At 63.1% G+C, this 14724-nt stretch carries 10 protein-coding genes; 6 read left to right on the top strand and 4 right to left on the bottom strand.

What is annotated here, in order from left to right:
- The first annotated feature begins 66 nt into the window (after positions 1-66).
- Positions 67-1956: an MFS transporter gene (locus tag HT585_RS17900; RefSeq protein ID WP_176354267.1), complete on the top strand. Its 1890-nt coding sequence runs from the start codon at positions 67-69 to the stop codon at positions 1954-1956.
- 62 nt (positions 1957-2018) lie between these two features.
- Here the strand turns inward: HT585_RS17900 and HT585_RS17905 are convergent, their stop codons facing one another.
- Both HT585_RS17905 and leuB read right to left on the bottom strand, forming a co-directional pair.
- On the bottom strand, positions 2019-2708 hold the full coding sequence (locus tag HT585_RS17905; protein WP_176354268.1) for a phosphatase PAP2 family protein: 690 nt from the start codon (positions 2706-2708) through the stop codon (positions 2019-2021).
- 201 nt (positions 2709-2909) lie between these two features.
- A complete protein-coding gene (leuB, locus tag HT585_RS17910; protein ID WP_176354269.1) occupies positions 2910-4022 on the bottom strand; it encodes a 3-isopropylmalate dehydrogenase in 1113 nt (370 codons plus the stop codon).
- A gap of 444 nt (positions 4023-4466) precedes the next feature.
- Between leuB and HT585_RS17915 the strand changes: the two genes are divergently transcribed.
- Positions 4467-5108 (top strand): LysE family translocator, encoded by a 642-nt coding sequence (locus HT585_RS17915; protein WP_176354270.1) that lies wholly within the window; start codon positions 4467-4469, stop codon positions 5106-5108.
- Positions 5109-5262: 154 nt separating this feature from the next.
- Positions 5263-7326 (top strand): M3 family metallopeptidase, encoded by a 2064-nt coding sequence (locus tag HT585_RS17920; protein ID WP_176354271.1) that lies wholly within the window; start codon positions 5263-5265, stop codon positions 7324-7326.
- Positions 7327-7341: 15 nt separating this feature from the next.
- Here HT585_RS17920 and HT585_RS17925 read toward each other — a convergent pair whose 3' ends face one another.
- A complete protein-coding gene (locus HT585_RS17925; protein WP_246707796.1) occupies positions 7342-8751 on the bottom strand; it encodes a glycosyl transferase family protein in 1410 nt (469 codons plus the stop codon).
- A gap of 353 nt (positions 8752-9104) precedes the next feature.
- Between HT585_RS17925 and HT585_RS17930 the strand changes: the two genes are divergently transcribed.
- Positions 9105-11129 (top strand): TonB-dependent receptor domain-containing protein, encoded by a 2025-nt coding sequence (locus tag HT585_RS17930; RefSeq protein WP_246707809.1) that lies wholly within the window; start codon positions 9105-9107, stop codon positions 11127-11129.
- A gap of 63 nt (positions 11130-11192) precedes the next feature.
- Here HT585_RS17930 and HT585_RS17935 read toward each other — a convergent pair whose 3' ends face one another.
- The gene (locus HT585_RS17935) at positions 11193-12365 is read right to left on the bottom strand and encodes a dihydrodipicolinate synthase family protein (protein ID WP_176354274.1); all 1173 of its coding nucleotides are present in this window, start codon (positions 12363-12365) and stop codon (positions 11193-11195) included.
- 317 nt (positions 12366-12682) lie between these two features.
- On the opposite strand from HT585_RS17935, the gene HT585_RS17940 reads away from it, so the two are divergent.
- Positions 12683-13726, top strand: a complete 1044-nt coding sequence (locus HT585_RS17940; RefSeq protein ID WP_176354275.1) for a substrate-binding domain-containing protein — start codon at positions 12683-12685, stop codon at positions 13724-13726.
- Positions 13723-14724 (top strand): Gfo/Idh/MocA family protein, encoded by a 1002-nt coding sequence (locus tag HT585_RS17945; protein WP_176354276.1) that lies wholly within the window; start codon positions 13723-13725, stop codon positions 14722-14724. Before HT585_RS17940 ends, HT585_RS17945 begins: the two co-directional genes overlap by 4 nt.

The raw sequence follows: 14724 nt of genomic DNA on the forward strand, positions 1-14724 counted from the left end.
GGGAGGAATGTCCGAGCCAGCCAATGGGCGCTCCAATGGGCTGTTTTGGAGTGGAGGATAAACAAAATGGCAAATGTCGCGACTGCGGACGACGCAAAAACGCGTCCGATGACCGGCGAGGAGAAGAAGGTCATCTTCGCCTCGTCGCTTGGTACCGTCTTCGAATGGTACGATTTCTATCTCTACGGTTCGCTCGCCGTTTACATCGGCGCGACCTTCTTCAGTTCCTACCCGGAAACGACGCGGAACATCTTCGCGCTTCTGGCATTTGCCGCGGGCTTCCTGGTTCGCCCGTTCGGCGCTCTGGTCTTCGGTCGCCTGGGTGACCTCGTCGGCCGCAAGTACACCTTCCTGGTGACCATCCTGATCATGGGTCTGTCGACCTTCCTGGTCGGCATCCTGCCCGGCGCTGCCCAGATCGGCATTGCCGCACCGATCCTGCTCATCGTCCTGCGCATGCTGCAGGGCCTGGCGCTCGGCGGTGAATACGGCGGTGCTGCCACCTACGTGGCTGAACATGCGCCAAACGGGCGCCGCGGCTACTTCACCTCCTGGATCCAGACCACGGCGACGCTCGGTCTGTTCCTGTCGCTGGTGGTGATCCTGCTCGTGCAGTTCGCTCTCGGCAAGGAAGCCTTTGCGGCCTGGGGCTGGCGCATTCCGTTCCTGCTGTCGTGCGTGCTTCTCGGCATTTCCGTCTGGATCCGCCTGAAGATGAACGAATCGCCGGCCTTCAAGAAGATGAAGGAAGAGGGCAAGGGGTCCAAGGCTCCGCTGAAGGAAGCCTTCGGCCAGTGGAAGAACGCCAAGATCGCGCTTCTGGCACTGTTCGGCGCCGTCGTCGGTCAGGCCGTCGTCTGGTACTCGGGCCAGTTCTACGCCCTGTTCTTCCTGACGGGCGTGCTCAAGGTGGATGGTCAATCGGCCAACATCATGGTCGCCATTTCGCTGCTGCTCGGCACCGGCTTCTTCGTGTTCTTTGGCTGGCTCTCCGACAAGATCGGCCGCAAGCCGATCATCATGGCCGGCCTGCTGCTTGCCATGCTGACCTACTTCCCGCTGTTCAAGGCGCTGACCTGGGCCGGTAACCCGGCACTCGCACAGGCCCAGGCAACGGTACGGGCAACCGTGACCGCCGCACCCGATGACTGCAAGTTCCAGTTCAACCCGACCGGCACGGCGAAGTTCACGACCTCGTGCGACATCGCAACCGCGTTCCTCACCAGGAACTCGGTTCCCTATGACGTCGTCACGACGGCCGCCGCCGGTACCCCGGCAACGGTCAAGATCGGCGAAGCCACGATCAACAGTTACGATGCCATCGCTGCCGGTGATGGCGCCAAGGCTGCCGGCGCCGCCTTCGAAAAGCAGACCAACATGGCGCTTCACGATGCCGGCTACCCGCTGGTTCGTGGCGCGGCAAAGGTTCCTGAATCCAAGCTTGACGGCTTCGTTGCCGCCAACCCGGAACTGGCCCTTGATGCTGCCGCCGTTCGCGGTGGTGAAAAGACCGTGGTTCCGGCCGACAAGCTCATCGCCGACAAGCTCCTGACGAAGGATGAAGTCGGCGCTGCCACCGAAATGGCGGTCTATACGATCGCTGGTGGCGGTACCTACGCAATGGTGGCGGATCCCGCCAACGTCAACTGGACGACGATCATCGCGGTCCTGACCGTTCTCGTCATCTACGTGACGATGGTCTACGGCCCGATCGCAGCCCTGCTGGTCGAAATGTTCCCGACTCGCATCCGCTACACCGGCATGTCCCTGCCCTACCATATCGGCAACGGTTGGTTCGGCGGTCTGCTGCCGGCAACGGCCTTCGCGATGAGCGCGGCCCAGGGCGATATCTACTACGGTCTTTGGTACCCGATCATCTTCGCGGGCATCACCCTTGTGATCGGCATGCTGTTCCTGCCGGAAACGAAGGATCGCGACATCCACGCGATGGACTAAAAACTTCCCCGAGAGGCATCACGGCTCTCCTGACTCCGGCGCGGTCTTCCGCGCCGGCTTTTTTATGGGCGGGTGCCCGAGCGTTTGGGGATCGGCCAGCCCCCCTCGTCGGCGCGGAAAAGCCAACCGCGCTTGGCGAACAGAAACGCCACCATGAGCGAGGTCCACAGGCCCAGCAGCAGCCCGGCGGCAACGTCGCTCGGATAGTGGGCGCCGACGATGACACGCGAGATCCCGATCACCAGCGCCAAAGCGAAAAAGACCGGACGAAGCCTGGGTAACAGCATGGCAAAGACGCCGAAGAAGGCGCCGGCTGCGGTCGAATGGCCCGACGGAAAACTCTCGAACAGATTGTCGCCGGTAAACGGCGTCAGGCTGTAGGCGCCGAGATCGACCAGAAGTTCGGGCCTTGCCCGTCCGATCAGGAATTTTAGCGCATGCACGAGCACGCTGGCGGTGCCGATCGTCAGCAGGAAATAGGCGGCAAGATTGCGCACCGTGCGAGCCCTGCGCTGAAGTGGCGCCTGGCGAACGAAGCGCCGCAGGATGAAGGCGCTGGCGAGCACCAACCCTGAGAGATAGATCATCCACCCGAAGGTGCCGAAGTCGGTGATCAGGCGGTTGAACTCGACGACGCTTTCCGGCAGGGCCTGCGCCCGTGTCGAAAGAAACGGATCGAGCGGGATGAAGGCGAGCACGAGGATCAGCGTCGTGACAAGGATCCATCCGGTTGATGCGAGCGGTCGATTCATGTTTGCCTTTCCAAGCGGTCTGCATGCGCAAATGCGCCTCGACGTGGCGCGGTCCTTCTCCACACCGATGGCTCGCGGCGGATTTGCCTGCATGTGTCGGTTCGGCGGCCAAATTCAAGGCCGCCGAACGCAAAACACCTCCGGATCGCTCCGGAGGTGTCGTAAAAAATGCGCCGCCCGTGGGCGCGCGCCCTTCGCAGGTCAGGCCGAAAGTGCCTTGAACTCTGTGAGGATGGCTTCGCCCATCTCGATGGTTCCGACCTGGCGGGCGCCTTCGGCCATGATGTCGCCGGTGCGGATGCCCTTGTCGAGCACGGTGGCGATCGCCTTTTCCAGATTGTCGGCTTCCTTCGTAAGGTTGAAGGAGTAGCGCAGGCACATGGCAAAGGAGGCGATCATGGCGATCGGGTTGGCGATGCCCTTGCCGGCAATGTCGGGCGCCGAGCCGTGCACCGGCTCATAGAGCGCCTTGCGCTTGCCGGTAACGGCATCCGGTGCCCCGAGCGAGGCCGAAGGCAGCATGCCGAGCGAGCCGGTCAGCATCGCCGCCACGTCCGACAGCATGTCGCCGAACAGGTTGTCGGTGACGATGACGTCGAACTGCTTGGGTTGGCGCACCAGCTGCATGCCGCCGGCGTCCGCCAGCATATGCTCGAGCTGAACGTCGGAGTATTTTGCCTTGTGGGTCTCGGTCACTACCTGGTTCCACAACACGCCCGACTTCATGACGTTGCGCTTTTCCATCGAGCAGACGCGGTTGTTGCGGGTGCGCGCCAGTTCGAAGGCAACACCGGCGATGCGCTCGATCTCGTAGGTATCGTAGACTTGGGTATCGATGCCGCGCTTCTGGCCGTTGCCGAGGTCGATGATTTCTTTCGGCTCGCCGAAATAGACGCCGCCGGTCAGCTCGCGCACGATCAGGATGTCGAGGCCCTCGACCAGTTCGGGTTTGAGCGACGATGCGGCGGAAAGGGCGGGGTAGCAGATCGCCGGGCGCAGGTTTGCGAAGAGCTGCAGGTCCTTGCGCAGCCGGAGAAGGCCGGCTTCGGGGCGAACCTCGTAAGGAACGGCATCCCACTTCGGACCACCGACGGCGCCGAACAGCACGGCGTCGGCGGCAAGCGCCTTTGCCATGTCCCCTTCCGAAATCGCCTGGCCGTGGGCATCATAGGCCGAGCCGCCGACAAGGCCTTCGTCCGTCACGAAGCCGGCGCCAAGCTCGGCGTTCATGTAGGCAATGATTTTGCGGACTTCCGCCATGGCTTCCGGGCCGATGCCGTCGCCGGGCAGAAGGAAGAGATTGCGCACTGTCATGGAAAGTCCTTCTCGCGGGGAAAACTCGCGCGCGTCTTAGCGCAACTTCGTATCGAGGGAAATGATCGCAACGAAAGAATTGTGCGTCGCCGTCTCTGTCCTGCGCCCGTTACCGGAGAAACAGCACGCAGACCGAAAGGATGGAATTCTCACATCCACGGCCTGAAGCCGCCAACGCCGAACACCCGGCCCTAACACCCGGAAGGACCTGGACCATGCGTACTTTCACTCACGAGATCACCGCACTTCTCGGCGCCAGCATCAACACCCTTATCTTCGGCAACCGCCGGAAGGAGGCCCTCCATCGCTGACGCTGTTTCTTCGCGCGGCCACTCTTCGGACGAAGCCCATTTTCGTTTCGACATTCGCCAACGCCTTGCCTTTCCGCTTGACGGAATCGATGGCGGGGGATCGAATGGCCGCTGAAACAATCGGGGACCTGCCATGTCCGAGACGCTGTTGATCGGTGCCTTTCTCGCCGCCCTTTCCTATACGCTCATTCCCGGGCCGGCCTTTCTCGCCTTGCTCGGCATCGGCGCTGGCCAAGGGCGCAAGGCAGGGGCGCTGTTCATGGGTGGGCACCTCGCCGGCGACATCCTCTGGTCGGGGCTGGCGCTGGTCGCCATCATTGGCGCGCGTTCCGTCGGCACGACGGTCTTCGATATTCTCGGCCTCTTCTGCGGCCTCTATCTCGGGTGTATCGGCTGGACCGCCCTGCGTGCCCGGCCGAAAGCCGATAACCGGGCGCTGATCACCGTAGAAAAGCCGCTTCGGCGCGGGCTGATCTTCGGCCTGACCAATCCCAAGGGATATCCGGTGGCGCTCGCCACCTTCACCGCCCTGCTCGCAGGCTCGGCCAACGCCTTGGAATTCGACGCCCTGCCGATGCTGCTCGGTGTCTCGCTCGTCGGCTTTCTCGTCGCCGACCTGATCCTGATCGTCATCATCGGTGCTTCCGTCGTCAGGCGCTTCTACCGTCGGCATGAGCTGGCCATCGTCCGGCTGTCGGGCCTGCTGTTCATCGGCTTTGCCGTCCAGGCCGTGTGGCATGCCGCGCCCGGTCTTCTCGGTTTGCGCAAGCCCTGACGTCAATGCCTTGACGCCCAAGCCCTGACACTCGAGCCTTGACGGCGGGGCCGTCAGCGACCACCTCAAGCTCTTCCGCCTGACATGCCCGACAGCTTTTCAGGCGCTTCCCTCCCCGGCCTTGGGCCGGCATCCCCATGCGAAAGGATCCTTGATGACCGCCAGCACCCCGCTCAATCCTGCCCTGACGACCTGGACCGGGCATGAGGGCTTGCCCCGCTTCGATCTGGTGAAGGACACGGATTTCGCGCCGGCCTTCGAAGCTGCCTTCAAGGCGCATGAGGCGGAGATCGACGAAATCGCTGCAAACCATGAGGCGCCGACCTTCGACAACACCGTGATTGCGCTCGAGATCGCCGGCGACGCGCTGTCGCGCATTTCCTCGATCTTCTGGAACAAGGCCGGTGCAGACACCAACGAAACCATCCAGGCGCTGGAACGCGACATCGCACCAAAAATGTCGCGGCATTATTCGAAGATCGGGATGAATGCGGCACTGTTCAAGCGGATCGACACGCTCTGGGAAAACCGCGACAGCCTCGGTCTCGACCTCGAGGCGACGCGTGTCCTTGAGCGGCACTGGAAGGGTTTCGTCAAATCCGGCGCCAAGCTTGCCAAGGACGATCAGGAGCGGCTGGCGGCGATCAACGAGACGCTCGCCGGCCTCGGCGCCAAGTTCGGCCAGAACGTGCTTGCCGACGAGAAGAGCTGGGCGCTGTTCCTTCAGAGCGAAGAGGATCTGGCCGGCGTTCCCGATTTCCTGCGCGACGCGATGGCCGCTGCCGCCAGCGACCGTGGCGAAAAGGGCAAATACGCGGTGACGCTGTCGCGCTCGATCATCGAGCCGTTCCTCACCTTCTCCGACAATCGCGAGCTTCGGGAAAAGGCCTTCCGCGCCTGGATCGCCCGTGGCGAGAATGGCGGCGAAACCGACAATCGCGGCCTCATTGCGGAAACTCTGGCGCTCAGGGCCGAGAAGGCCAAGCTGCTCGGCTATGCCAACTACGCGGCGCTGAAACTCGACAATACCATGGCCAAGACGCCGGAAGCGGTGAACGGACTGTTGATGCAGGTCTGGGAAAAAGCCGCTGCCCGCGCCCGGGAGGAAGAGGCCGATCTTGCCAAGCTGGTTGCCGCCGAGGGGCGCAATCACGACGTCATGCCTTGGGATTGGCGCCACTATGCAGAGAAGCTGCGCGCCGAAAAGTTCAATTTCTCCGAAGGCGAACTCAAGCCCTACCTGCAGCTCGAAAAGATCATCGATGCCTGCTTCGATGTCGCCCAGCGGCTGTTCGGTATCACCGCGACCGAGAAGAAGGGCATTGCCGGCTATCATCCTGACGTGCGCGTCTTCGAGATCCGCGATGCCGGCGGAAAGTTGGTGGCACTGTTCCTCGGTGATTACTTCGCACGGTCGTCGAAGCGTTCCGGCGCCTGGATGAGCGCCTTCCAGTCGCAGCACAAGCTGACGCTGAAGAACGGTGCCGTCGGCGAGCTGCCGATCATCTACAACGTCTGCAACTTTGCCAAACCCGCCGAAGGCAAGCCGGCGCTGCTGTCGCTGGACGACGCGCGCACCCTCTTCCACGAGTTCGGGCATGCGTTGCATGGCATGCTATCCAACGTCACCTACCCCTCGGTCTCCGGAACGGGCGTGTCGCGCGATTTCGTCGAACTGCCGTCGCAGCTCTACGAACACTGGCTGACGGTGCCGGATATCCTGAAGCGCTATGCGGTGCACTATCAGACCGGCGAACCGATGCCCGAGGCGTTGCTCGACAAGGTGCTTGCCGCGCGCACCTTCAACTCCGGCTTTGCGACCGTCGAGTTCACCTCGTCTGCCCTGGTCGATATGGCCTATCATACGGCTGAAACGCAGAGCGAGCCGATGGCGCTCGAAGCGGCGACGCTTGAAAAGATCGGCATGCCCCAGTCGATCGTCATGCGCCACCGCAGCCCGCATTTCCTGCATGTGTTCTCCGGCGACGGCTACTCCGCCGGCTACTATTCCTACATGTGGTCGGAAGTTCTGGATGCGGATGCGTTCGCTGCCTTCGAGGAGACGGGCAATCCGTTCGATCCCGGTATGGCGCAGAAGCTCAAGGACAATGTCTATTCGGTCGGCGGTTCGATCGATCCGGAAGACGCCTACAAGGGGTTCCGCGGCAAGCTGCCGAGCCCGGATGCCATGCTCGCCAAGAAGGGGCTGGCGGCCTGAGCTTCGTCGAAAGGTTTATCGCGCCATCTGGCGCGAGCGGCCTGTCCAAAGCGCCCGCGCCGCCTCGCAGGCGGTCTCGAAGTCAGAGGTATTGCCCAGGCTGAGAAGGGCTGCGGCTGTCGTGGTGAGGATCGTCGTCTCGGCACGTTCGTCGCGGGCCGCCCCGGTCCAGACCGCCTCCCAATATTCGCGGGTACTGAGGCCTGTGCGTGCCTCGGCGGGTGGTGTCGGCAAGGCGGGAACGACGAGGTCGGCGGGCTCGCCGCCGACCAGGCGAAACAAGGGCGTCTGGCGATAGGGCGTGAACTCCGCATGGTCGCGGGTGTTGCCGAGGATCGTCAGATCCTTCACCCCCAGCAAAAGCGCAATGTCCCGGCTCAGCGTCCGGGCAGCTGAGTTCGCGACCCCAAGCAGGCTCGTGCGTGCGCCTAAGGGATTGATCAGATGCACGGCGGAACCGAGCGGGATGCGCATCTCCATCAACCCGTAAAGACCGAGCAGTCGGAAGATTTGCGGCGACAGTGCCGGTAACGGCAGATAGGCGATCCCGGTCCTTGCCAGCACCGCGTTGGCATCCTCAAGCGATGCGCAGACGGTGATCCCGTTGCGTGCGGCGGCGATTTCGAGCTTGCCGCGCTCGGCGCTCTCCTGGCCATAATGTCCATGCAGCATCACGCGGTAGCCCGCACGTGCCACCAGCCTTGCCGCGTGCAGGAACCATGGCGCGGTCTTCAGTTTCGGCGAGAGATAACACGGCCAGTCGAGATCTGCCGCACCGCTGCCGGCGGCCACTGCGCCGACATGGCGACGGATCGCGCGCACGAAGCCGGCGATCTCGACCGCGGTCGCACCGCGATATTGCAGCGCCGCCATCAGGGCGCCGATCTGCACCGGATCCGCCTCACCGGCAAGGATGATCGTCAAGGCATCTTCGGCTTCCGCCTCGCTCAAGGGGCGGCTGCGGCCGGCGCCGGTGCCGATGGTCGCGATGCTGCGGGCAAGCCGGCGTTGCGGGGCGGCATCGTCGCCGATGCGCGCCAGCTTGGCGGCAAAGGCTTCCGGTGTCGGTTCGCCGTCCAGCATCAGGCTCGGTCGAACGGCGAGCGGCGGCGCTGCGATCAGCCCTGCCCCCTCCCAGCCGCTAGGCTCCTGCGGATTGGCCGCTGTGGCCGGACCTGTTCGTTCGAAAAGCGCCTCCGTCTCTGCGGCAAGGGCGCGCACCCGCAGTCTCAGCGTTTCGGCAAAAGGCGTTGGGCGCAGGCCGTGTCCTGTGCGCAGGAACAGCGGGTCGCCATATTCTTCGCGCAGCTGGGACAGCAGCCGGCTCATTGCGGAGGGCTGCAGGCCGACGCTTGCAGCGGCCCGGCTGACGCTGTTTTCGCGCAACAGCGTATCGAGCGCCAGCAGCAGGCGCAGCCTGCCCATATCGGTCTGCCGTTCGTGCGGGGGTAAAGACGCTTGCGCTTGAACCTTCATCGCTGCCGTCCCCTCAATCAAGGCTCCGGCATATTCGAAACCTGTGTTTTGCGCTCATTCACATTTAGAGCAGTTCTAAAACAGTGTCGTTGTCACCCATGCCGCCAATAACTAAGTGGATCAAAATACTCAAGTTATTTGTGGGGACAGAAATGAGCATTGAGGCACGCGGCCTGGTGGATAAAGGCACTGAGCGACACACATTCGCGTTACCGGTTGGGCGCAAGTCCGCGCAGCGCTCGTCGGAGCGTCGTCGGCACTTCGTCTACGCCTGCCTGGCGGGCGCGGCGCTGACGGTGCCGATGGAAGCGCAGGCGCAGAAAGCCAAGGACAAGGAGAAAGACACCGAGCTGGAACAGATCGTCGTCACCGCGACCGGCTTCGAGCAGAACGTCAAGGATGCGCCGGCCAGCATCACCGTGGTGACCGGTGAAGAACTGGAAAAAGGCTCGTTCCGCGACCTGACCGACGCGCTACGCGATGCTCAAGGTGTGGCGGTAACGGGCGTTGCCAACGAGCGCGACATCTTCATCCGCGGCCTGCCCGGCTCCTACACGCTGATCCTCGTCGACGGAAAGCGCCAGAGCACGCGCGACGCCCGCACCAATGGCAATTCCGGCTTCGAGCAGAGTTTCGTGCCGCCGGCCGCCGCAATCGAGCGCATCGAAATCGTGCGCGGGCCGATGTCGTCGCTCTATGGCTCGGATGCGATGGGCGGCGTCATCAACATCATCACCCGCAAGGTCTCCGATACCTGGAACGGCTCGATCACCACCGACGCGACGGTGCAGCAGCATCAGCGTTACGGCAATTCCGGCCAGCTGTCGTTCTATGCCAACGGCCCAATCCTGAAGGACACGCTCGGCATGCAGATCTGGGGGCGTGGGCTGAAGCGCGGTGAGGATAAGTTCCTGTCCGGCATCACCGGCGCGCGCGAGCATGACCTCACCGCGCGGCTTGCCTATACGCCGAACGAGGACCACGACTTCTACCTCGAGGGCGGAACGGCGAGGCTGCGGCGCGAGGCCAATGTCGGCAAGACGATCGAAACAGGTCCAAGGGCCGTCAGCACCTACAACGACAATGATCGCGACCACTGGTCGTTTTCCCACACCGGCCGCTGGGGACCGACCACATCCGATTTCTCGATCCTGCAGGAATGGGCAGAGCGCCGGAACTACAACTACAATGCAGCGCAAGGCCGCTTCGAAAAGCAGGCCCGGGCGCCCGAGGTTCGCAACACAGTGATCGATGGCAAGTTCACGACGCCGTTCGACCTCGGCGGCAGCCACACACTGGTAACGGGCGGCCAATTCTTCGAAGCGCGTCTGTCAGACCAGAACCCCGGACGGCGCACCGGTCTCACCGAAAAATTCTCGGCGACACAGTGGGCGCTGTTTGCCGAGGACGAATGGCGCATGATCGACACCTTCGCATTGACGGGCGGCCTGCGCCTCGATCATCACGAAGAATATGGCTATCACCTCAGCCCACGCCTCTACGGTGTCTGGAATGCAACCGACAGCCTGACGGTCAAGGGCGGCATCTCCACCGGCTTCCGCGCGCCAGACATCCGCAGCATTGCGCCGGGCTATGCCTACACGACGGGCGGCGGCGGTTGCTCCTATGGCCCGGCCGGTACCTGCGGCGTGATCATCGCCGACCCGAACCTCAAGGCAGAATCGAGCACGAGTTATGAAATCGGCGCCGTCTGGGACAATGGTGACGTCATCCTGGGCGGCACCTATTTCTACACCGACTTCAAGGACAAGATCTCAAACTCGCTCGTGCTCGACGCGGCAGGAAATCCGGTGCGCTGGAGCGAGGATCCGAACTATCGGCTCTGGTACAACTACAATATCGACGATGCCGTCATCCAGGGCGTCGAACTGACGGCGACCTGGAACGCGACCGCCGACCTGACGCTTCGTGGCAGCTACACCTACACGCAGTCCGAACAGATGACCGGAACCTATGCCGGCTTCCCCTTGGCGCGCACGCCGGAACATATGGCCAATCTCAGGGCCGACTGGTTCACGCCGGTCGAAGGTTTGGAAGCCTGGGCCTCGGTGAATTATCATGGTGAAGAGATCGCCGCGGGCGCACGTATCGGCACCAACGGCAAGCCGGTGACGATCAACGGCCAGCAGGGGCGGAAATACGACGCCTACACCACCGTAGACATCGGCACGAAATATGCGCTCGGCGAAGGCCTGACGTTGAATGCGGCCGTCTATAACCTTCTCGACAAGACGGTCGAGCAGACCGACTTCAACACGGTGATGGAAGGTCGCCGTTTCTGGATGAGCCTGACGGCGACGTTCTGAGGCAAGTCGGCAAGGTCTCTGCCCCGGCTATCGACGGCGCCCCTTGCGGGCGCCGTTTTTTGACTAACCGGGCTGTTCGACGCCGAGGGTCGCGAGCAGGCTCTGCATCCGTTTTAAGGCAAGGTCCGGTCGATCAAGCACATTGGCCTTGTCGGCCAGCCGGAAGATGTCGGCATAATGAAGAAGGCCACGGGCGGATTGCATGCCCGCCGGCATGGTGAAATGGTTCTGGTGGCCGTTCAGCCAGGCAAGGAAGACGACGCCGGCCTTGTAATACTGCGTCGGCGCCTCGAAGATCTTGCGCGACAGCGGCACCGTCGGCTCGATGACGCCGCGGAAGGTGGCGACGTCGCCCTTGGCCAGGGCGGCAAGTGCCTTCGAGGCGGAGGGCGCGACCGCATCGAAGATGCCGAGCAGCGCGTGGCTGTATTTTTCCCCGTCGCCCTCGATCAGCTCCGCATAGTTGAAGTCGTCGCCGGTAAAGCAGAGCACGCCTTCCGGCAGACGGTTGCGCAGCGCGACTTCCCTGGCGTTGTCGAGCAGCGAGATCTTGATGCCTTCGACCTTGTCGCGGTTGGCCGCGATGATCGACAGCACCGCGTCGAGCGCCTCGTCGAAATCGTCCGATCCCCAATAACCTTTCAGCTGTGGATCGAACATGTCGCCGAGCCAGTGCAGCACCACCTTGTCCTTGGTCTGGCGCAGGATATGACCGTAGACGTGGCGATAATCGTCGGGCGAGCGGGCGACGCGGGCAAGTGCCCGGCTTGCCATCATGATGGCCCGGCCGCCCTCGCCCTCGACGAAGCCGACCTGCTCCTCATAGGCGGTAATGACGTCATCGAGGGACCGGGCATCAGCTGGCGAAAGGTGATCGGTGCCGGCGCCGCAGGCAAGATCGGCGCCTGGCACGGTTCGCGCCTCGGCCAGCGAGCGGCGGATCAACTGCTGCGCGCCCGGCCAGGCCAGGCCCATGCCGCGCTGAGCGGTATCCATCGCCTCGGCAATCTTGAAGCCCAGGCTCCAGAGATGGTGGCGGAAGGCCATCGTCTGATCCCAGTCGATGGCGGCGTTGCCCCAGGGGTCGGCATCGCGAAGCGGATCGGAGACCACATGGGCGGCCGCATAGGCGATGCGATTGAAGGTCGGCGCCGCGTGGGGTCGCTCGATCGGTGTGCCGGTCAGCCGGTATTGCTCGAGTGAACCATCGTGGTGTGGCAACGTCAGGCTTGTCATCGGCTTTCGTCTCCTCCTCGGACCGTTGCATTCGAATAATTTAGATCGTTCCAAATTTCAAGCGACAATTCTTCGTTTCGACCCGTAAGGCTCGGTGTTCGTCAAGTGCGTGGGGCGCCAATTGCATCTTAAGTGCATGTAATTAAAGAAAACTGACTTGCGGTAATATGCGATATGCTCACCGTTTATCTCTTGAAATTCGCCGACGGAGTCCATGCCCAGCATCGTCGAAATCAAAATGTGAACGAAAAGCTCTTGACGAATTTGGATCGTTCCAATTATGAATGAGGAAATTAAAGCGCCTTTGGGAGGATACTGTGGTCAAGGAGCGGGTAACGGTGGTGGATATCGCACGCGCAGCCGGCGTGTCGAAGTCGACCGTGTCGCTCGTCCTGCAGGGCAGCTCGTTGGTCAACGAGGTCACGCGCGCCAAGGTCAATGCGACGATTCGCGAGCTTGGCTATGTCTACAATCGCAGCGCTGCCAATCTGCGCCAATCGAAATCAAAGATCATCGGCATCGTCGTCAACGACCTCACCAACAGCTTCTTCGCCGAGCTGGCGGTCGGCGTCGATACCGTCGTGCAGTCGGCCGGCTTCGTCCAGTTTCTCGCCAACACCAGCGAAAAGATCGAGCGCCAGCGCGAGGTGGTGGCCTCCATGCGCGAGCATGGGGTGTCCGGGCTGATCATTTCCCCGGCGCGCGGCACCGAGGCTGCCGATCTGGCGCCGCTGGTCGAGAGCGGCATTCCCGTCGTGCTCGTCGTTCGCGATATCGCCGATGCCGGCGTGTCCTCACTGACATCGGACAATCATGCCGGCGCCATGGCGGCCGTGCGGCACCTGATCGAGCGCGGTCATCGTCGCATCGCCTTCCTCGGCGGCTTCCCGGATACGGCAGTATTCGAGGCGCGCATGCGCGGATACCGCGACGCCTTGCTTGAGGCGGGGCTCGACGCGGCGGACGGGCTCGTCATCGGTTCGGCGCCATCGCGTGCCGGCGGCGTGACCGCCATCGAGCAGGCGATGATGCTTTCCGAGCGACCGACGGCAGCGCTGTGTTTCAACGATGCGGTCGCCTTTGGCGTCTGCGACGGTCTGCGCGCGCGGCGGCTGGAGCCGGGCGCGGACTTTGCCGTGATCGGCTTCGACGACGTGATCGAGGCGAAAACGGCGGTGCCGGCGCTGACCACCGTGTCGGTCGATCCGCAAGGCATGGGGCAGAGGGCAGCGGAATTGCTGCTGAAGCAGATCAATGCGGGCAAGGCGGAGGCGGAATCGATTATCGGTTCGGTGCGTCTCGTCGTTCGCCAGAGTTGCGGTGCTGCGATCGAGCGCAGAACGAGGGAGGCATTGTCATGACGGGATGGGGGCTGATCGGCGCGAGCACGATCGCGCGCGAATGGGTGATCGGCGCAATCCGCGCGACGGGTGGCGAGGTTATCTCGGTGATGAGCACCAGCGCCGAGCGCGGCGCGCTCTACGCCACGGAAAACGATATCGGCAAATCGGTAACTTCGGTCGAGGAACTGGTCGGCGATCCCGACGTCAAAGCCGTCTATGTCTCGACCACCAACGAGCTGCACCGCGAGCAGACGCTGGCTGCCATCCGCGCCGGCAAGCATGTGCTGTGCGAAAAGCCACTGGCGATGACGCTGGAGGATGCGCGCGACATGGTGGTCGCTGCGCGCGAAGCCGGCGTGGTTCTCGCCACCAATCATCACCTGCGCAACGCCGCCGCCCACCGGGCGATGCGCGACGCCATTGCCGAAGGCCGGATCGGCCGGCCGATCGCGGCGCGGGTTTTTCATGCCGTCTATCTGCCGCCGCATCTGCAGGGCTGGCGGCTGGAACGGCCAGAAGCCGGGGGTGGCGTCATTCTCGACATTACCGTGCACGACGCCGATACCTTGCGCTTCGTGCTCAACGACGATCCGGCCGAAGCCGTGGCCATCAGCCACAGCGCCGGCATGGGCAAGGCGGGGCTGGAGGATGGCGTCATGGGTGTGCTGCGTTTCCGTTCCGGCGTGATCGCCCAGTTCCACGACGCCTTCACCACCAAATTTGCCGAAACCGGTTTCGAGGTGCACGGCACGGAAGGATCGCTGATCGGCCGCAATGTCATGACGCAGAAGCCTGTCGGCACAGTGACCCTGCGCAATGCCGAGGGCGAAAGCCTGCTGCCGCTCGATGCGGGCAATCTCTATGAGACGGCGCTCACCGCCTTCCATGCCGCGGTCGAAGGCAACGGCCAGCCGTCGGCGACCGGCGAAGATGGCGTCTGGTCGCTGGCAACCGGCCTTGCCGTCGTCAAGGCTGCGGCGACCGGCCAGGCGGTTGCGATCGAAACGGGACTTTGA

The sequence above is a fragment of the Ensifer oleiphilus genome, assembly GCF_013371465.1.
Lineage (GTDB): Bacteria > Pseudomonadota > Alphaproteobacteria > Rhizobiales > Rhizobiaceae > Ensifer > Ensifer oleiphilus.